Genomic DNA, 18146 nt, shown 5'->3' on the forward strand with positions numbered 1-18146 from the left:
TTATGGCGTCTGTGAGCAGAGAGGCAGAGAGATTTTTATGCGGCGGCAGGCATCGCCCTGGAGTTCGAATTCAAGCTGGCCGTGATGGGCCTCCACGATCTGCTTTACGATACGCAGTCCCATGACATGAGGCGCAGGGTGAGAGGAGGTCTCCATCTGCCCGGAACCCTTGTGGGAAGAGGAGACCGGCCGGTACAGCGCCTTTATCACGGTCAGCGGAATTCCACGCCCGGTATCGGAAAAGCAAAGCTCGGCCATGTCGTTCTTAAGGAAGGCGTCAATCTGGATCCGGCACCCTTTCGGGTTGTGCCGGATACTGTTGCCTGTCAGGTTGCGGAAGGCTCTCTGGAGAAGATCAGCGTCCCCGCTTACGGCGGCGCCCTCCATCTCAGGAGAGAGATGGAGCTCCAGCTGGAACTGATCCGGCAGGCCGTTATTGATGTGCCAGGCAGCCAGACTTCGGATCAGAGCGGCAGGGGAGCAGGGCGCAAGCCGCAGGGGATAGGAATCGTATTCCAGCTTTGACGTAAGGTTCAGATCTGCGATCAGGTTGCGAATCTGCAGGCTGTTCTCCCGGATGGAGGCAGCCTCTTTTTTTCCTGTTTCATCCAGAGAGGAATTTTGCTCCAGGCTGTCCGCATGCCCCATAATGAGGGAGAGGGGCGTGCGGATATCATGCGATACGCCTGAGATCCATTCTGTACGGGCGTTGTCCCGCTTATCCAGGGCAAGCTTCTGGCGGTAAAGCAGGATCGAGACGTCGTTGAGCTTTCGGGCCAGGGTCGCGGTCATTCCGCGTTCCGGCAGATTCAGGGGCTTTTGCAGATGGAGATTTTCAATTCCTCCAGCAACAGATTTCAGGGCCTTGTAAAGGCGGACGCCAAAGAAAAGAGAAAGAAAAAAGACCATCAGCAGGTTGCAAAGAAGGTAGGCTCCCAGGTAGGAGGGAAGCGCCTTCAGAGTAGAAAGATTGATTTCCACGTCATATTTTGCAATAGAATCCTTAGGCTTTGCCACAACAAAAAGGCCATCCGGACGGGTCCAGACCTTCACCGGATAGTCCTTCAGATACCAGCGCGTCATAGAGGCAATGTCAGTGAGGGAATAAGAAAGAGGAATGTCTTCCGGCAGATTCCGGCTCCAGACCACGTTTCCCTGCTGGTCGATCATCATGGCAAAGGCGTAGCTGTCGTCTATTTTCCGGGCGGCGTCTTCGGACAGCGTATAGCCATCCTCGCCCAGAGTCAGAGCTTCAGCCAGACGCTCGGTGCGCCAGTTGTAATAGTAGGGATCGGCCTTATGCATGTTTTCCCGCACGACATAGACGAAAAAGAAGATGATATTGACTGCGAGCACGAGACATACGGTCAAGACAGCTGTGACAATGTAGCGGCGGCAGATTTTCAGCAAATCCTTCATGATTTCTCCTCCTGTGCCAGCCGGTAGCCGATGCCCCGGGCAGTGAGAAGCCAGCGGGGATGAGAAGGATCTTCCTCGATCTTTTCCCGGAGTCTTCGGATGTGAACCATCAGGGTATTTTCATAGGTATAGTAGCCGTCACCCCAGACTGCGTCGCAGAGCGCGTCAAAGGTGACGATTTTTCCACGGTTTTCCCAGAGCTTTTTTAGAATCAGAAGCTCTTTGGCAGTCAGGGAGACCTCTCCCTCCGGACTGTGGACAGTTCCCTGCTCGAAGTATACGATCCGGTTTCCGAGAACCAGCCCGGATTCCTGTTCTTTGGATCCGGAGCCGTTCAGATAGGTCCTGCGTATGATGGCTGCAAGCCGGAGGGTCAGCTCCTTAGGAAGAAAGGGCTTTGTCAGATAGTCGTCTGCGCCGAGGCCAAGTCCGAGAAGGCGGTCGTTGTCCTGATCTCTGGCGGAAAGGAACAGGATAGGGATGTCTGTATCCGCACGAAATTCCTGAAACAGAGAAAAGCCGTCTCCGTCAGGAAGCATGACGTCCAGAACGATGAGATCCGGGGCTTCGGATGAAAACGCTTTTCGAGCTTCCCTGCAGCTTGCAGCTGTACGGAGAGCCTGATAGCCTTCTTTTTTCAGAATGGAACAAAGCATGTCGAGCAGCTGTATATTATCATCTATGATCAGAATTCTGCATTCATATATATGGTTCATAATTTCATTTCCTGCCTTTCTGCCTTCTGCGGGGCCTGATTTGAGTATAAACGAAATCTCCGGCAATTTCATTGATTTTTCGAAAAATTAAGGAAAAAGTAAGGCGAAGGAAAAGAGCAGGAAACAGGTGAATTCTTTCCCTGAATCTGTTATAATAGAAAAAATGAATGCAGAAAGGAATGACAGCATGATGGAGTACCAGATTACAGGCTATCAGCCTGAAAAATTATTTCATTTTTTTGAGGAGATCAGCGCGATTCCGAGAGGCTCAGGCAGCGAGAAGGGGATCAGCGATTATCTTGTGAGCTTTGCAAAAGAAAGAGGCCTCTGGGTGCATCAGGATGAGGCATGGAATGTGATTATCAAGAAGGCCGGAAGCCCGGGAGCTGAGGACCGGGAGCCGGTGATGCTGCAGGGACATCTCGACATGGTGTGCGAAAAGCTGGCAGGCGTAGAGCATGATTTTACAAAGGACGGCCTGAAGCTGGTTGTGAAGGATGGCGTGCTCACTGCGGACGGAACGACGCTCGGAGCTGATAACGGCGTCGCTGTGGCGCTGATGCTGATGGTTTTGGACGATGAGGAGCTTGTGCATCCTCCGGTGGAGTGCGTCTTTACCACAGAGGAAGAGGTGGGATTAAACGGAGCTGTGGCGCTGGACAAGTCTCTCCTTAAGGCCCGGACCATGATCAACATGGATTCCGAGGAGGAAGGCATCGGAACGGTAAGCTGCGCGGGCGGTCTGCGAATTGAGTGTACAAGACCGGTGAAAAGAGAAGCGGCAGAGGGAACGCTGATTCGGATCGAGATCACCGGACTGAAGGGCGGCCACTCCGGCATGGATATCGACAAGGAGCGGCAGAATGCAAACCGCCTTATGGCGAGAGTGATCTGGCAGCTGATGAAGAACACAGACGGAAGGCTGGTGGATTTCACCGGCGGAAATAAGGATAACGCCATTCCGAGAGAGTGCCATGCTTCCATGATTTACGCAAATCCGGAAGAGGCGGGAAAGGCAGAGAAGCTGGCATGCGCTCTGGCAGATACGCTGGCGGCAGAGATTACTCCTTATGAGAAGAATTTCGTGTGCAAGGTAGAAAAAGAAGAAGGAAAGAGCGCGGCAGCCATCCCGGCAGAGGACGCCAGGGCCTACGTGACGGCCATGTATCTGGCTCCCAATGGCGTTCAGAGCCGGAACATGCACATGGACGGCTTTGTAGTCACATCCGTCAATATGGGCGTGGTACGGGCAGAAGAGGAGCGTCTGGTAATTATTTTCTCTCCGCGTTCCTCCGTGGCATCCCTTCAGGAGGAGATGAAAGCGCGTCTGGGACTTCTGGCGGAGACCTTCGGCTTTGCCTGCTCTTACAGCGGAGAGTATCCGGGCTGGAGCTATCAGGAGGATTCCAGGATACGGGAAGTATTCAAGGAGAGCTATCACGAGCTGTTCGGTGCAGAGATGAAGATGGAAGCGATTCATGCCGGACTGGAGTGCGGACTCTTTTCTGACGCGATGCCCGGACTGGACGCGATCGCGGTGGGACCGACGCTGTACCATGTGCATACGCCGGAAGAGAACCTTCCGCTTGACTCCTTTGAACGATTCTATAAGCTGCTGAAGGATGTTCTGAGAAGGCTGGCAGAGTAATTCCTGCCCCATACTGTTCACAGAACTTTTCAAAGCTTTCAAAAAATGTAAAGGCGGTGTATCGGAGGCATATTGCCCTGGCACACCGCCTTTGTTCAGCGATACAAACACAAAAAAGAGGATGCCCATGCATTGGACCATCCTCTTTTATTTTCGGTACCGGTAAAGTATTTTCCCGTTTTCCTTTTCTTCCGTGATGAGCTTTTGTTTCACCATATAAGGAAGAATGGAATCCAGAAATGCTTTTGGATCTGTCACCGCAATCTGTTCGCTGGTGAAAGGGAGCTTGGCGGTGAGATGATGTACCACAGGCTCCAGCTCGGCGCGGGACATGGGGCCGTTTTTGCGTAGGGCCCTGCGGACCTTTGACACTCCTTTGGAGGAGAGCAGGTTGGACAGATCCTGATTCTGCCGCATGGACCGCCACAACCCCCATCCATAGATGAGAGCTGTGGCAGCCGCGAACAGAAGAACGTACGGGATATAGTGAAGTATCAGGTTCATTTTTCTCCTTTCCAGCGGATCAGATGGTTGTCGCGAAGAATCTCCAGAAATTTGATAAGCCTGGAGAGTGATTTTTCCATGTTCGGAAATCTGGCATCCAGCTCTTTGGAAAGCTGGTGCACGTCTTTGTTGTCGTCGATGGCCAGCCAGACAAAGCTGCCATAGTCATCTAACTGAATATCGCTGACCCTGGGGCGGTGAAAAAATTTCTGTGCGATACGGTGATAGAAGCCTTTCCATTCAATGAAAACGGTCACTTTACCGTTATCGCCAGTCTGATATTCAATATCCGGGTTTTTTATCGGTACAAAATCCAGATAATTCCGTTGGTTCTTGTCTTTCATGCTTTATTTTCCCTTTTTCATGCACTGCATGTACAGAATCGCCAGGAGCGCCAGGAAGATGATAAGGCTCACAGGCTGCGGCAGAGTAAAGCCGATGCTGGGATTGATGTTCAGTACAGTCAGGACTGCCAGCAGAATACCGATGATACCCTCACCTGCAATCAATCCGGAAGTAAACAGAACTCCGCGGTCTGTGCGTTCTTTTCTTTCCTTATCGGATCCCTTGATACGCTCTACAATAAAGCGGACAGCTCCGCCGGCCATGATGCCTGCGCTCAGACTGAAGGGCAGGTACATACCTACTGCGAAGGGCATAACCGGAACCTTCAGAATTTCTACTGCGATGGCGATAAATACGCCGGTCAGGATCAGGCCCCACGGAAGCTCAGCGTTCATGATACCTTCTACAAGCATTTTCATCATGGTTGCCTGAGCAGCCGGAAGATCTTCTGTACCATATCCCCATGCTTCATTCAGCAGATAGAGAACGAAGCCCACAGAAAGAGCGGATACGACTACTCCGAGGAGCTCACCGATCTGCTGCTTCTTCGGTGTGGCGCCTACGATGAAGCCGGCTTTCAGGTCCTGAGAAGTATCTCCGGCGATAGCGGCTACGATACAGATGATGCCGCCGATTGCGATAGCGCCGACCATCCCGGTGGTTCCTACGGTTCCAGTAGCCTTCAGCACCAGTGTGGCGATGATAAGCGTCGCGATAGCCATACCGGATACCGGGTTATTGGAGGAACCGATCAATCCTACCATACGGGAAGAAACAGAGGCAAAGAAGAAGCCAAAAATCACAACGATCAGCGCGCCGATCGGATTTACCGGGAACGTCGGAACGAGCCAGATCAGGATTGCGATTACCACAATGGTGCCAAGCAGAAGCGGCATCGGCAGATCCTGCTCCGTACGGAGAGAGCTGCTGGCATGCTTTTTGGACATGCTGGCCATCGCCTGCTTAAAGGTGCGGATAATCAGCGGGAAGGTCTTGATAAGGCTTATCATTCCTCCGGCTGCCACAGCTCCGGCGCCAATATATTTAATATAGCTGCCCCACAGATCGCCGGGCGCCATAGAAGAAATCGGATCGGTTCCCGGGAAGATGACAGCATCGCCGCCGAACAAGGCGATAAGCGGCATCAGTACGAACCAGCTTAAGGTACCGCCGGCGAACATGTAGCTGGCGATCTTCGGTCCGCAGATGAAGCCTACTCCTGCCAGAGACGGCAGGACCTGGATTCCGATCTGGGAACCGGCGTATCCCTTGAATGCGTAGCCGATCTCGCTGGGGAACACCTTCAGTCCGTCTGCTATGAATTTGTATGCGGCAGCAAGACCAAGGCCTTTGAATACGGTTCCTGCTTTTGAGCCCCCTTCTTCGCCGGCCAGAAGTACCTCAGCACAGGCTGTTCCTTCCGGGAACGGGAGAGTTCCGTGCTCCTCTACGATCAGAGCCTGACGGAGCGGAACCATGAAGCATACGCCGAGGACGCCGCCGAATAAAGCGATGAGGAAAATCGTCAGAATGCTCGGAAACTCGATTTTTCCCTCCTCAGCCCAAAGGAATAACGCAGGAAGCGTAAAGATTGCTCCCGCGGCAAGAGATTCACCGGCAGAGCCGATGGTCTGGACCATGTTGTTCTCAAGAATGGAATCCCTGCGAAGGATTACACGGATAATTCCCATGGAAATAACGGCTGCCGGAATGGAGGCGGAGACTGTCATGCCGACAATCAGTCCAAGGTATGCATTCGCAGCGCCGAACACAACCGCAAGAATCAGACCGATGAGAACTGATGTGACCGTAAATTCCGGGACGATTTTGTCGGCCGGAACATACGGCTTAAATTCTGAGTTCTTGTCCATTGAATTTTTTTCCTTTCTTTCGTTTTTTCCGAAAATTTTCTTGACGCGACAAAGAAGATTATATCATTATTGGAAAATAAAAGGAAGTGGAAAATGAAGAAAGATAGCAAAAGATCGCAAAATGACACAGCGTCCGGGCTCCGCAGCCGGAAAGGGAAAGGCAGGTCTGGACTTTGCAGGAAGATTGTGCTAATATAAGACGCGAATCTTGGATAACGAAGGCATCCGCCCCACTGTCAGGCAGGTGCTGTATTTATGAAGGAGGATTTTATGAATCAAAAATCAACCGGACTTCGTCCGGCACAGTTCATTTTTCGAATTTTTCAGGGTGCGCTGATTGGCCTTGGAGCCGTGCTTCCCGGTATCTCCGGCGGAGTGCTGGGCGTCATCTTCGGCGTATATAAGCCGATTATGGAGCTGATCTCCCATCCCTTTGCCAATTTCAAGACTCATGTGCCGAAGCTGATTCCTGTTTTCATCGGAGGAATCATCGGTTTCCTGGGCATCGCCAATCTGCTGGCGTTTTTCCTGGAGAAATATCCCGATCCGTCCGTATGCCTGTTTATCGGCCTGATCGCAGGAATGCTGCCGTCTCTGTTCCGGGAGGCCGGAGAGCAGGGAAGAAGTAAGGGCTCCTATATTTCCCTGGTTGTCTGCATGATTGTGATTTTTGTAATTTTAAATATTCTGAACGTAGCGTCTGTGACGATTGAGCCGAACTTTTTCTGGTATCTGTTCTGCGGCTTCTGCCTTGCCTTAAGCGTCATTGCTCCGGGTATGAGCTTTTCTACCCTGCTGATGCCGCTGGGCCTGTATACGCCGTTTATCGATGGAATCGGTCATCTGGATTTTGGCGTTTTAGTTCCGGGCGGAATCGGCGCCCTGCTTACCGTGATTATACTGGCGAAGGCGATCAATGCCCTGTTCAACAATTACTATTCCTTCGCCTTCCATGGCATCATCGGAATCGTGATTGCGGCTACGGTTATGATTATTCCGTTCTCCAGCTTTGCCGCTTCCGCGCAGCAGGCGCTGATTAACACGGTCTGCCTTGTCGTGGGTGTAGTGTTCGCTCTGCTGCTCGATAAGTTCAACAGCCGGGTGGATGTGCCTGAGGTCTGAGAAAAAGAGTTGACAAATGGAAAAAAAGCGTTATGATATGTGTCAGGTAACGCTTGAGAAGAAAATTTCCCTTGCTGAAAGCGGCTGCCATAGGGCAGCAGGCTTCGGTAAGGGAAATTTTTTTGCGCTTTCAGCCTGGTGGGGCCGGACAGAGAAATAAGTTTAAGGTAATCGTAAGGCAGCCTTCATCGGCCTGTAAGCGGATCGCGCTATACTCTTCCTATCAAAACGAGGAGGAGCAGAACATGGAATATATCGTAGAAACAAAGGGCTTAAGTAAAAGCTACAAGGGAAAGCAGGTCGTAAGGGATGTGGATCTGAAGGTCCCGAAGGGCTGTGTCTACGGCTTTATGGGGCCGAATGGAGCCGGAAAGAGCACGACCCTGAAAATGCTGCTGGGCCTTATCCGGGCAGACAGCGGGGAAGCGGTCATCGCCGGAAACAGAATGAACCGGAAAAACCGCCTGCAGATTCTAAGGTGCACAGGCTCTCTCATTGAATCACCGTCTTATTACGGCCACCTGACAGGCAGGGAAAACCTGGAGATTGTAAGAAGCTTAAAACAGGCGCCGGAGAAGGAGGTAGATCAGGTGCTGAAGCTGGTGCGCATGGAGCGGCAGCAGAATAAGAGGGCCAGGGAATATTCCCTTGGCATGAAGCAGAGGCTTGGGCTGGCGGCAGCGCTAATCGGAAGGCCAGAGCTTCTGATTCTCGATGAGCCGACGAATGGCCTGGACCCTTCGGGAATTCAGGAGATTCGGGAGCTGATCTGTGAGCTTCCAAAACGCATGGGAATCACAGTTCTTGTGTCCAGCCATCTTTTAAGCGAAATGGATCAGATGGCAGATTATGTGGGAATCATCAATCACGGACAGCTGATTTTTCAGGATAAGCTGGACGCCCTGCATGAGCATAGCAAGAACAAGCTGCTGCTTCGGGTCATGAACCGGACGACAGCCCTTAAGGTGCTGGAAAACAGGGGGGTGGAAAGCAGGGCAACGGAGGAAGGGATCCTGATCCCGGGACTGCCGGATGACCATGCGGCGGCCCTGGCGGCTGAACTGGCAGCAGGAGGAGCCGGTCTTTACCGGATGGAAGAAAGGCAGAAGAGTCTGGAGGACATCTTCCTGAGCCTGACAGGAAGGAGGGCGAGCCTGTGATGCTGAGGGAATGGAAAACAGAATGGATGAAGCTGCGCCGCCGAAAGGCAGGACTGTTGATTTTAGCGTTCCTGGGGTTCACCTTCGTCTGGTGCGCCTGGGTGGTGTCAGATGCGGATCTGCAGGATTTGGCGGACGGATACCGCTGGATACTCTCTAATCTGTCCATTATCAATACGATTTTGCTGCCGACGATGCTGGCCATGCTGGCGAGCCGGCTCTGCGATATGGAGATTAAGGGAAATACGCTGAAGCTGATCTGTACAATGGAAGAGAAGGGGCGCCTGTTTGACATGAAGGTCTTGACAGGAGGCGTGTATCTGGTCTTTTATGTCGGAGCAGAGCTTCTGCTGCTGGTTCTGGGAGGGACGCTGATGGGGTTCGGGGATCCGATAGAGTCAAAGCACATCCTTTATTTTCTGCTTCAGAATATACCGGTGAGCCTGGTGATTTATCTTCTTCAGGTTATGCTGTCCTTCCGGTTTGAAAATCAGATTATTCCGCTGGCAGCCGGGCTTTTTGGCTCCTTTATCGGGCTGTTTTCCTGGTTCTTTCCGGACAGCAGCCTCTTCCGTTGGATTTTTGTGTGGGGACATTATTCGCTTCTGCATTTTATCGGAAACACCTGGGATGAGGCGACCAGAATTGTGACCTACTATGATGTGGGGCCAAACTGGGCAGCTTTGGGCCTGGTGACAGCTCTGCTGGTTTCGGGATATCTGGCCTGCAGATATCTTTTTATAAGGAAGGAGGTTTAGGCTATGCTTCTGGCATGTGTAAAAACAGAGCGCAAAAAGCTGCATCATTCAAATCTGTGGGTGGCATTTCTGCTGATTCCGCTGCTTCCGACGGTAATGGGGGCGGCCAATTATATGAATAATCTGGGGCTTCTGAAGTCAGAATGGTATTCCCTGTGGACCCAGCATTCCCTGTTCTACGCCAACTTTTTCTATGCGCCGCTGATTGCGCTTTACTGCTCTTATATCTGGAGAGTGGAGCATCTGAACTATAACTGGAACCATCTGATGACGATGCCTGTATCAGCGGCAGATATTTTTCTGTCCAAGCTGCTTTTGGCCATGCGCTGTACGATTGTCCTTCAGCTTTGGATGTGGGTGCTCTTTCTGACTGCAGGCAAGGCGGTAGGACTGCCGGGTCTTCCGGATGTGCAGATCCTGGGATGGCTTCTCCGGGGGAGCCTGGGCGCTTTTGCGATTACAGCTCTTCAGCTGGTCCTTTCCATGATGATCCGGAGCTTTGCGGTTCCCATCGCGCTTGCGCTTCTGGGAAGTGTAGCCGGCCTCCTGGCCAGCAACGGCGGGCTCGGGCTGTTCTGGCCCTATTCCCTGATGCTGATGGGAATGAATGCGAATAGGACGGAGGATATGGTGTCGAGTTCCTTGGGCTTTGGAGTCAGTACGCTGGTGTTTTTTCTGGTGTTTACCGGGTTCGGGATTTACTGGCTGCGCAGGAAAGATGTGCGCGCGTAGCCGGCTTTTGGATTCCCTTCGGAACTCGCTTGCGCTCCTGTCAAGCGTAACGGTACTAAGGCTTCCCGGGCCAAAAAGCGGCCCGGGAAGCCAAGTGCCGACGCTCTCCAAGGGTTCCTCAGGGAATCCAAAAGCCGGGGCAGGATGAAGACGGAAGATTTTGCATGAAAGGGGCGGACTGTCATTTGTGGCAGTATGGACCTCTATGAATCTTTCTATATAAAGGAAATGTGAAAAAGGCAAAAAATGAAAAAATGAAAAACTGTTTGAAGGAAAAGAGATAGGAAAAATAGCTTGCAAAACGGCTGCATCAGCGGTATACTATTACTCACAGATGCCCGCAGGGCAGTATACCAGGGCTTGTACTGGTTTCGACGGGGGTCTCGCAGCTGGTGAAGCTATCCGCAGGCGATGCGTCAAATCGCAAACCTAAATATAAACGCTGAAGATAATTTAGCATACGCTGCCTAATGGCAGCTGTCGGCCTTAGGGCACCTGCACCTTAAGAGTCCGGCATCGACGATGCAGGAAACGACATGCGTTAAGCTTTGCGCGCATGGGCGTATGATGAAGCTACTGAAGCTGTCAGGGTGTCCGTTCCCGGGCAGCGGAGGGAATGTCAAATAACTGACTATGATAGTAGAAGAACAGGGAACAGGCTTTCGGACGCGGGTTCGATTCCCGCCAGGTCCATAAAACCGCAGAGAAGAAATTCGCTGCGGTTTTTTTCTTAAATGAGGGAATAAGCAATGAAAATTACTTATATTGCGCACAGCGGGTTTCTGGCAGAGCTGGAAGATACCTTGCTGCTGTTTGATTATTATCAGGGGGATCTCCCGGAGCTCCCGGATGGGAAGATGCTCTGTGTCTTTGCAAGCCACCGCCATCCGGATCATTTTAACCCGGAGGTTTTTCGCCTGGCAGAAGAAAGGGAAAACGTATACTTTATCTTGTCCCGGGATATCTGGAAGAGCAGGGTTCCGGAAAGTCTGCAGGATCGGACGGTGCACCTGAAGGCGGGAGAGGAGTGGAAGCAGGGGGGAGTCACCGTGCAGACGCTCCGTTCCACAGATGAGGGAGTGGCGTTTCTGGTAGAGACGGATGGATGTACGCTGTATCATGCAGGAGATCTGAATGACTGGCGCTGGGATGGGGAGCCGGATGACTGGAACAGGACTATGGCGGAAAAATTCCGCAGGTATATCGAGCCGCTTAGAGGGCGGCGGATGGATGCGGCTTTTGTCCCGCTGGACCCGAGACAGGAAAAGAATTACGCGCTGGGACTGGATTATTTCCTGACGCTGTCAGATTACCGGAAGCCGGAAAACGGAGCGGAGAAAATCTATCCGATGCACTGCTGGGATGATTACGGGATTATCGAACGCTGGCTTCTGGAGCATCCGGACAGTCCGGGCAGAGAGCGGATTGTGAAAATCAGCAAGCGTGGAGAGATATTTATACAGTAGGAGGATAAGTAGGAGGATACCTATGGATTTTGCGGAATATTTTCCGATATGGAATAAGCTGACGCCGGAGGAACAGAAAATACTTTCGGACAGCGCCGTACCGCGGCAGGTGAAAAAGGGAACGCTGCTCCATGGCGGCGCGGAAGACTGCCAGGGGCTTTTCTTGGTGGCCTCCGGCCAGCTGCGGGCCTATATTGTATCGGAGGAAGGGCGGGAGATTACGATTTACCGTCTGTTTGAGCGGGATCTCTGCCTGCTTTCTGCGTCCTGCGTCCTGCAGAATATTCAGTTTGAGGTTACGATAGAGGCAGAAAAGGATTCCAGTCTGTTTGTGGTTCCGGCCAGAACCTATAAAGCGCTTCAGGAACAGTCGGCGGCGGTGGCGAATTATACGAGCCAGCTGATGGCGGGCCGTTTTTCCGAAGTGATGTGGCTGCTGGAGCAGATTATGTGGAAAAGCTTTGACAGGCGGCTGGCGGAATTTCTGCTGAATGAGACCCTGCTGGAAGGGAGCAGCTCTCTTAAAATTACCCATGAGGCCATCGGAAATCATCTCGGCACGGCCCGGGAGGTAGTGACGAGAATGCTGCGCTATTTTCAGAGTGAGCAGATGGTAAAGCTGTCGCGGGGAGTTGTGGAAGTGACAGACTCTGCCCGTCTGCGGAAGCTGTGCGGAGAATAGGAGAATAGGAGAATCCCGGGAAGGGGACGAAAGTCCGCTTCCCGGGATTTTGCCGTGCCTGAGTTACGGTTCTTTTCCGCAGGGCAGCGCCTGCTCTGAGGCAGCCCGATCCAGCGCCACAGTCTGGTACAGGCGGTAGCCGCCTGAGAAATTCCGGCAGTCAAAGCCGTGCTGCATGAGGATCCGGCAGGCGATATAACTGCGGAGCCCGCTCTGGCAGATGACGTAGACCGGCTTTCCTGTCTCCAGCTCTCCGAGGCGTTCCCGCAGCTCATCCACAGGAATGTTGAGAAAGCCGTCGATATGGCCGCCGTCAAATTCTTCTTTTGTCCGTGTATCCAGAAGGAGAGCGCTTCCGTCCGTGGGAAGTGTATCAAGCTCATCCCAGAAAAACTGCTTTAAATAGCCCCTGGAAATATTCTCTATCATAAAGCCTGCCATATTGACGGGATCCTTGGCAGAAGAATAGGGCGGCGCATAGGCAAGATCCAAATCTTTAAGCTGAAGGGCTGACATACCGGCATGGATGGCTGCAGCCAGCACATCGATGCGTTTATCTACACCGTCATAGCCGACGATCTGCGCGCCCAGAAGACGGAAGGTTTCTTTCTCAAACAGAACCTTCATGGTCATGACTCTGGCGCCGGGATAATAGCCGGCATGGCTGGAGGGAGAAAGATATACCTTGCCGCAGTCAATGCCCGCTGCTTTGGCTGTGCGCTCGTTGATTCCGGTGGAGGCGGCTGTCATGTCAAAAAGCTTGATGACAGAGGAGCCTAAGGAACCTGAAAAACGGCTGTCTCCCCCGCAGATATTGTCGGCGGCGATGCGGCCCTGCTTGTTTGCGGGTCCGGCAAGAGAGATGAGCGCAGCCTCTCCGGTCACAAAATGCTTTACCTGTACGGCGTCGCCTACGGCATAGATATCAGGCGCAGAGGTCTCCATGCGGTCGTTGACCAGGATACTTCCTTTTATGCCAAGTTCCAGTCCGGCCTCCCGGGCAAGCGGCGTATCCGGCGTAACGCCGATAGCCAGGATTGCCATGTCGGCGCTTACGGGTTCCTCTCCTTTTAAAAGCACCTGAATAGTTCCGGATTTTTCCTGAAAGCCCTCCACAGAAGATCCAAGCATCAGGCGGATGCCCTTTTTACGCATTTTGGCATGTAGAAAAGCGGCCATTTCCGGATCAAAAGGACTCATCAGCTGGCGGGGCCGCTGTACGATCGTGACTTCTATGCCCTGCTCTCTGAAATTTTCGGCCAGCTCCAGCCCGATAAAGCCTCCGCCGGCCAAAACGACGGAGCGGGGCTTCTGCTGCCTGATGAAATTATGAATGCGGAAGGTGTCTTCCACAGTGCGCAGGGTGAAAAGCCTGTCCAGTCCGATTCCGGGCAGATCCGGCTGCGTGGGTCTGGCTCCGGGAGAAAGCAGAAGCTTGTCGTAGCTTTCTTCAAACACAGCTCCGGTTTCCAGATTCCGCACAGTGACGGTTTTCTGCTCCGGATGGATGGCAGTGACCTCGTGGCGTATCTTCATTTCCACACGGAACCGCTCCCAGAAGCTTTCCGGCGTCTGGAGCGTCAACTCCTCCGAATCCGTGATGACGCCGCCGATGTAATAGGGCAGTCCGCAGTTTGCGTAGGATACATAGCCGGACCGTTCGAATACAAGGATCTGCGCGGATTCATCCAGCCGCCGGATGCGGGCGGCCGCAGTGGCGCCGCCCGCCACTCCTCCGACAATTACAACCTTCATAGCTTACCTCTCCATTCTTCCGTGATAGTGGTTGATGCCTCCCAGATCGGTTACATGGGTATAGCCCATGTGCTTCAGGCCGGATACGGCCTGCCGGCTTCTGGCGCCGCTGAAGCAGTAGACGAACAGCGGAGTGCCGGGATTCGGAACGGCGGATTTTATCTGATTCAGTTCATGCAGGGCAATGTTTCTGCTTCCGGGGATTCTCCCTTCGGCGTATTCCTCGTCCGTGCGCACATCCAGCAGAACGGCGCCAGGCGTGGCTTTATATTTTTCCAGTTCTTCATTGATATCGGGTATTTTCAGAAAATCAAAGAGTCCCATAGGTTTGTCCTCCATTTGGTGTAATGATTTGCAGGGCGGCGGGAAATCAAAGCTTCAGGCTTTTCCCTGCCGGATATCTGTATTCTACAGCAGGGAAACTCTTTTTTCTGTGACAAAGTCACCGTTGTGATGAAAAAGCCGGAGAAGCCGCTGCTATTGCAGCAGCTTCTCCAGCCAGGTGTCTTTCCCCAAAGGGCCGAAGCCCCAGGATTCGCTGAGAGAGCGGCACATGCGTTTATAATTGCTTTTGGGAAAGAGACTGGCTTCTGTTTCGTTGAAGGAGGCCGCTTCCGGGTCAATGAGCGCGATCAGCCTGCGGGCGGCTGTATCGCAGTTATGTGTGTAGATCTGGTATCTGGGAAGCTGCTCCTGAGAGAGAAAGGCTTTCATGGAATTCTCGGCAGAAAGGCGGACGCTTTCGCTGCTTTCGGGAGTGTGGAGTGCGGCATACAGTTTTTCGAATTCGTCTCCTGCATTGATATAGCTTTTCGTGCCCGACAGGATGGTATCAAATTCATTTCTTGTGATATATCGGTAAAGAATACGGTCAAAATTGCGGCATTCGTCAAACTCATTCGTGGAAAAGGCAGAGGCGGGCGGTTCGCCTGTCTCTAAAAACGCGGATGTTTCTTCCGGGGTCATGGAAATTACTTTCATTTTTCCGATTCCTTCCTTTCCAAGCAGGCATTGGATCAGACTGTACTGCATCCCATTATAGCTGAAAATCTGGCCTGCGCCGTCCTCATCAATCAGCAGAAGGGCAGAATGACCGAGTCCCTTCATGCCGTCCAGATTCAGAAGATAGCAGACCTGGCAGCTTTGTATCTGCTCTTCTGGAAGAGTTCTGGCCTGTTCAGAAAGAGGAACAGAAGCTGCGCGCTGAGGCGGGGTGTAAAAAAAGAATTTATATACGAAAAAGGCCAGGATCAGAAAAAAGAAAATGAGAAGGAAAATAGTGGATTTTCTGGTTTTATGACGGGTTCTCATGGTGTTTTTATCCTCTTTGACATCGTTTGGTATTGTGTTCAGTGTACATGGCAGCCTGCAGAATGTCAACGAATGAAAAAAAATGGTACTTGACAGAACGAGACTACAGACGTAGACTATAAGTGTCTACAAAAGTAGTCTGCATTGCGGAGGTGAAGGAAAGTGGAGAAGAAAACAATGGTTTCTGATGCGGAGCTTGAGATTCTTGAAGTGCTCTGGGAGGCAGGAAAGGCTCTGAATGCGGCAGAGATCAGAACCCTTTTGGAAAAGAATAAAAAATGGGAACGGACCACGATACTGACGCTGATTCAGCGGCTGGTGAAAAAGGGAATGCTGGCTCAGGAGAAGCGGGAGGTCTATTATTACCGGCCCAATGTGGACCGGAAGGATTATGTAAAGGAAGAAACCCGGAATTTCGTAAACAAATTTTTTAAAGGAAATGCGGGCAATATGGCGGCGGCCCTGATGTCGGATGACAGTCTGACAAAAAGAGATATTGAAGAGCTGAGAGATTTTTTTAACAGCCGGTTCTGAAGAGCAGGGAGGGGAGGAAATTATGGAACGTCAGATCATACAGGAGCTTTTGATTTTGTCACTTTCCGGGACGGCGCTGGGTTTTCTTTTTCTGCTCCTGCGTCCTCTTACAAAGAAAGTGTTTTCATGGAAGTGGCATTATTATCTCTGGCTGGTGGTGCTTCTGCGGCTGCTGGCTCCGGTTCATATAGACGCCGGCCTTTTTCCGGAGGTGCCGCGGTGGGGTGAGGTACAGCTTCAGGAGAGCGGAGCCGGGCAGAGCCGGAGCGGGGACAGCGCTGCGGCTTCCGGTCAGGATCAGGCTTTGGAATATGAGACGGCTTCCAGCCAGGATCAGGCTTCGGAATATGAGACGGCTTCCGGTCAGGATCAGGCTTTGGAATATGAGGCGGCTTCCGGCCAGACGGGAGACAGAATACAGACAGTCCTTCATGGGCTTGCCCTGATTTGGATATTTGGAGCAGCTCTGGCTCTGATTCTGAGAATTTATCATTACCGGAAATTTGTGTGCCATGTAAAGGCAGATTGTGTCCGTGTGGAGACGGAGGAGATTCAGAAGCTAGCCAATACGCTGGGGCAGAAATTTCATATAAAAAAATGGCTTTGGGTATATGAGAGCTCTCTTGTGGCCAGCCCTGTTCTGATAGGAATACGCAGACCCTTTATTGTTCTGCCAAAGGGAACGGTGGAAGCGGAGGATGCAGAGCTTGTTCTGCGGCACGAATTTACTCATTTAAAAAGGCATGATTTGTGGTACAAATGGCTGTACCAGCTGGCGCTCTGCGTTCACTGGTTTAATCCGTTTCTTCATGTGTTTGGGAAATATCTGGACAGGGACTGCGAGCTTTCCTGCGACGAGGCGGTTATCGCTCCGCTTTCGGAGGAAGAACGCAGAAGCTACGGGAATCTTCTTCTGGATACGGCGGAACAGCAGAGCCGGATTCACAGAAGCGTTTTGTCTGCCACACTGTCAGAGGGAAAAGAAAATCTGCGGCAGCGTCTGCAGAGCATCCTTTCCTTTCGGAAACGGGGAATTGCGGCAGCCGGTCTTTCTGCGTTGATTTTTGCGGGAGCGGCGGCGCTGGCTGCCTGCGCTCCGGCTGTGCGCCAGGATGCAGAGACAGACAGCACTGTTTCCAAGGAGGAAGGCTCTCAGGGCTTTTTCGCCGATCTGGTGGATGGGCTCATGGGAGGAAGCTGGAGAGAAAGTGTGCTGAAGGAGCCTTTTCACATCAGCGACTCGGAGGATGCCTGGCGTGTCTATGAGGATGAGGAGCTTCTGGCGGGAGATGATGTGGATGGCGTATGGCGCGCTTATTTTTACAGCGGAGGCCAGGGAGTCAGGGCGGAAAGCTTTGCCTTCTGCGGTTCTGATTCGATTTTGATTGCGCAGGCGGAGGAGCCGGCGGAGATTACCGTTCATTCCTCCTGGCAGCTGCTGTCGGGCAGCTTTAAGCTCGTCCGCGTGGGGCCTGACGGGAATGTGGAGACGCTGACAGAAAGCGGAGAGGAGGACGATCTGAAGCTTCAGCTGGAGACGGGCAGAAACGTGATTAAGATGGTGGGCCGGGAAGCAAGACTGGAGCAGCTTCAGATATCCTTTGACGGCCTGGGGTCCCGTAAGCTGGCCCATGTGTTTTATACTGAGAACGATGAGAAAGCAGCCCTATTGCTGGAGCATATCCGGGAGGGCACGGCAGATAAGGAGGACTTCCTGTATTACCTGGAGTGGCTGGATGAGGACACTGTGCTGGAGCTGGTGCAGGAGCTTGACGGGGAGGAGTTCACATTTGAAGTTCTGAGAGAGCTTTTGTATTATCTGGATGAGGAAAACTGCGAGACGTGCCTGAACCTTTATCTGGATATGGGAAATACGCTGACTGATAGACAGTACGGCGAGATAGAATATTTCTTAAGCGGCAGCGCCAGGCAGAGGCTGGATGAACGCCTGAACATAGCGTCAGGGGACAAGGAGTAATATGCATGATTCTCTGATACGCTGACGATGGAAGAGAGAAAATTTCAGAGAGAACGGCAGTGAGGGATATGCCCTGGGCTGCCGTTTCTTCTGTTTTTTTCTGTGGCTCCTTTTTTAGAAATTACGGGTTGCTTTCTCAATTGAT

17 protein-coding genes and 1 other RNA gene are annotated in these 18146 nt (G+C 52.2%); 10 read left to right on the plus strand and 8 right to left on the minus strand.

Going from position 1 to position 18146, the window contains the following annotated elements; translation table 11 throughout:
- Positions 1-1419: a sensor histidine kinase gene (locus B5E77_RS07015; RefSeq protein ID WP_087164654.1), complete on the minus strand. Its 1419-nt coding sequence runs from the start codon at positions 1417-1419 to the stop codon at positions 1-3.
- On the minus strand, positions 1416-2135 hold the full coding sequence (locus tag B5E77_RS07020; protein ID WP_087164655.1) for a response regulator transcription factor: 720 nt from the start codon (positions 2133-2135) through the stop codon (positions 1416-1418). The genes B5E77_RS07015 and B5E77_RS07020 overlap by 4 nt, the downstream gene beginning before the upstream one ends.
- A 187-nt stretch (positions 2136-2322) precedes the next feature.
- On the opposite strand from B5E77_RS07020, the gene B5E77_RS07025 reads away from it, so the two are divergent.
- Positions 2323-3783 carry an aminoacyl-histidine dipeptidase gene (locus B5E77_RS07025; protein WP_242963655.1) on the plus strand — a complete coding sequence of 487 codons (1461 nt, stop codon included), beginning with the start codon at positions 2323-2325 and terminating at the stop codon, positions 3781-3783.
- Between the two features lie 147 nt (positions 3784-3930).
- Here B5E77_RS07025 and B5E77_RS07030 read toward each other — a convergent pair whose 3' ends face one another.
- Genes B5E77_RS07030 through B5E77_RS07040 form a run of 3 tightly spaced genes read right to left on the minus strand, consistent with a single transcriptional unit; the run spans position 3931 to position 6503 of the window.
- Positions 3931-4287, minus strand: a complete 357-nt coding sequence (locus tag B5E77_RS07030; protein WP_087164656.1) for a hypothetical protein — start codon at positions 4285-4287, stop codon at positions 3931-3933.
- Complete coding sequence (locus B5E77_RS07035; RefSeq protein WP_087164657.1) at positions 4284-4631, minus strand: PqqD family protein; 348 nt, start codon at positions 4629-4631, stop codon at positions 4284-4286. The genes B5E77_RS07030 and B5E77_RS07035 overlap by 4 nt, the downstream gene beginning before the upstream one ends.
- 3 nt (positions 4632-4634) lie before the next feature.
- Positions 4635-6503, minus strand: a complete 1869-nt coding sequence (locus B5E77_RS07040; protein ID WP_087164658.1) for an OPT family oligopeptide transporter — start codon at positions 6501-6503, stop codon at positions 4635-4637.
- A gap of 270 nt (positions 6504-6773) precedes the next feature.
- Here B5E77_RS07040 and B5E77_RS07045 point away from each other — a divergent pair, with 270 nt between their 5' ends.
- From B5E77_RS07045 to B5E77_RS07075, 7 genes are all read left to right on the plus strand, one after another.
- Positions 6774-7625: a DUF368 domain-containing protein gene (locus B5E77_RS07045; RefSeq protein ID WP_087164659.1), complete on the plus strand. Its 852-nt coding sequence runs from the start codon at positions 6774-6776 to the stop codon at positions 7623-7625.
- Positions 7626-7870: 245 nt separating this feature from the next.
- Positions 7871-8785, plus strand: a complete 915-nt coding sequence (locus B5E77_RS07050; protein WP_087164660.1) for an ABC transporter ATP-binding protein — start codon at positions 7871-7873, stop codon at positions 8783-8785.
- A complete protein-coding gene (locus B5E77_RS07055; RefSeq protein WP_087164661.1) occupies positions 8785-9543 on the plus strand; it encodes an ABC transporter permease in 759 nt (252 codons plus the stop codon). The genes B5E77_RS07050 and B5E77_RS07055 overlap by 1 nt, the downstream gene beginning before the upstream one ends.
- 3 nt (positions 9544-9546) lie before the next feature.
- Positions 9547-10275, plus strand: a complete 729-nt coding sequence (locus tag B5E77_RS07060; RefSeq protein WP_087164662.1) for an ABC transporter permease — start codon at positions 9547-9549, stop codon at positions 10273-10275.
- A 356-nt stretch (positions 10276-10631) separates the two neighbouring features.
- Positions 10632-10971, plus strand: a transfer-messenger RNA (tmRNA) gene (gene ssrA, locus B5E77_RS07065).
- 53 nt (positions 10972-11024) lie between these two features.
- The gene (locus tag B5E77_RS07070) at positions 11025-11741 is read left to right on the plus strand and encodes an MBL fold metallo-hydrolase (RefSeq protein WP_087164663.1); all 717 of its coding nucleotides are present in this window, start codon (positions 11025-11027) and stop codon (positions 11739-11741) included.
- 22 nt (positions 11742-11763) lie between these two features.
- Positions 11764-12423 (plus strand): Crp/Fnr family transcriptional regulator, encoded by a 660-nt coding sequence (locus B5E77_RS07075; RefSeq protein ID WP_087164664.1) that lies wholly within the window; start codon positions 11764-11766, stop codon positions 12421-12423.
- A gap of 63 nt (positions 12424-12486) precedes the next feature.
- On the opposite strand, the gene B5E77_RS07080 is transcribed toward B5E77_RS07075, so the two are convergent.
- The 3 genes from B5E77_RS07080 to B5E77_RS07090 all read right to left on the minus strand — a co-directional run bounded on the left by B5E77_RS07080 (position 12487) and on the right by B5E77_RS07090 (position 15489).
- Positions 12487-14178: an FAD-dependent oxidoreductase gene (locus B5E77_RS07080; RefSeq protein WP_087164665.1), complete on the minus strand. Its 1692-nt coding sequence runs from the start codon at positions 14176-14178 to the stop codon at positions 12487-12489.
- A 3-nt stretch (positions 14179-14181) separates the two neighbouring features.
- Positions 14182-14502, minus strand: a complete 321-nt coding sequence (locus B5E77_RS07085; RefSeq protein WP_087164666.1) for a rhodanese-like domain-containing protein — start codon at positions 14500-14502, stop codon at positions 14182-14184.
- 153 nt (positions 14503-14655) lie between these two features.
- A complete protein-coding gene (locus tag B5E77_RS07090; protein WP_087164667.1) occupies positions 14656-15489 on the minus strand; it encodes a hypothetical protein in 834 nt (277 codons plus the stop codon).
- 162 nt (positions 15490-15651) lie between these two features.
- Here B5E77_RS07090 and B5E77_RS07095 point away from each other — a divergent pair, with 162 nt between their 5' ends.
- Positions 15652-16023 carry a BlaI/MecI/CopY family transcriptional regulator gene (locus tag B5E77_RS07095; protein ID WP_143468593.1) on the plus strand — a complete coding sequence of 124 codons (372 nt, stop codon included), beginning with the start codon at positions 15652-15654 and terminating at the stop codon, positions 16021-16023.
- A gap of 22 nt (positions 16024-16045) precedes the next feature.
- Complete coding sequence (locus B5E77_RS07100) at positions 16046-18001, plus strand: M56 family metallopeptidase (RefSeq protein ID WP_087164669.1); 1956 nt, start codon at positions 16046-16048, stop codon at positions 17999-18001.
- Positions 18002-18146 lie beyond the last annotated feature (145 nt).

This window comes from Lachnoclostridium sp. An131, from assembly GCF_002160825.1.
Classification (GTDB): Bacteria; Bacillota; Clostridia; order Lachnospirales; family Lachnospiraceae; genus Laedolimicola.

Coding starts and splice junctions, on each gene's coding strand:
- B5E77_RS07015 (WP_087164654.1), bottom strand. CDS start 1,419: ATGAAGGATTTGCTGAAAATCTGCCGCCGCTACATTGTCACAGCTGTC.
- B5E77_RS07020 (WP_087164655.1), bottom strand. CDS start 2,135: ATGAACCATATATATGAATGCAGAATTCTGATCATAGATGATAATATA.
- B5E77_RS07025 (WP_242963655.1), top strand. CDS start 2,323: ATGATGGAGTACCAGATTACAGGCTATCAGCCTGAAAAATTATTTCAT.
- B5E77_RS07030 (WP_087164656.1), bottom strand. CDS start 4,287: ATGAACCTGATACTTCACTATATCCCGTACGTTCTTCTGTTCGCGGCT.
- B5E77_RS07035 (WP_087164657.1), bottom strand. CDS start 4,631: ATGAAAGACAAGAACCAACGGAATTATCTGGATTTTGTACCGATAAAA.
- B5E77_RS07040 (WP_087164658.1), bottom strand. CDS start 6,503: ATGGACAAGAACTCAGAATTTAAGCCGTATGTTCCGGCCGACAAAATC.
- B5E77_RS07045 (WP_087164659.1), top strand. CDS start 6,774: ATGAATCAAAAATCAACCGGACTTCGTCCGGCACAGTTCATTTTTCGA.
- B5E77_RS07050 (WP_087164660.1), top strand. CDS start 7,871: ATGGAATATATCGTAGAAACAAAGGGCTTAAGTAAAAGCTACAAGGGA.
- B5E77_RS07055 (WP_087164661.1), top strand. CDS start 8,785: ATGCTGAGGGAATGGAAAACAGAATGGATGAAGCTGCGCCGCCGAAAG.
- B5E77_RS07060 (WP_087164662.1), top strand. CDS start 9,547: ATGCTTCTGGCATGTGTAAAAACAGAGCGCAAAAAGCTGCATCATTCA.
- B5E77_RS07070 (WP_087164663.1), top strand. CDS start 11,025: ATGAAAATTACTTATATTGCGCACAGCGGGTTTCTGGCAGAGCTGGAA.
- B5E77_RS07075 (WP_087164664.1), top strand. CDS start 11,764: ATGGATTTTGCGGAATATTTTCCGATATGGAATAAGCTGACGCCGGAG.
- B5E77_RS07080 (WP_087164665.1), bottom strand. CDS start 14,178: ATGAAGGTTGTAATTGTCGGAGGAGTGGCGGGCGGCGCCACTGCGGCC.
- B5E77_RS07085 (WP_087164666.1), bottom strand. CDS start 14,502: ATGGGACTCTTTGATTTTCTGAAAATACCCGATATCAATGAAGAACTG.
- B5E77_RS07090 (WP_087164667.1), bottom strand. CDS start 15,489: ATGAGAACCCGTCATAAAACCAGAAAATCCACTATTTTCCTTCTCATT.
- B5E77_RS07100 (WP_087164669.1), top strand. CDS start 16,046: ATGGAACGTCAGATCATACAGGAGCTTTTGATTTTGTCACTTTCCGGG.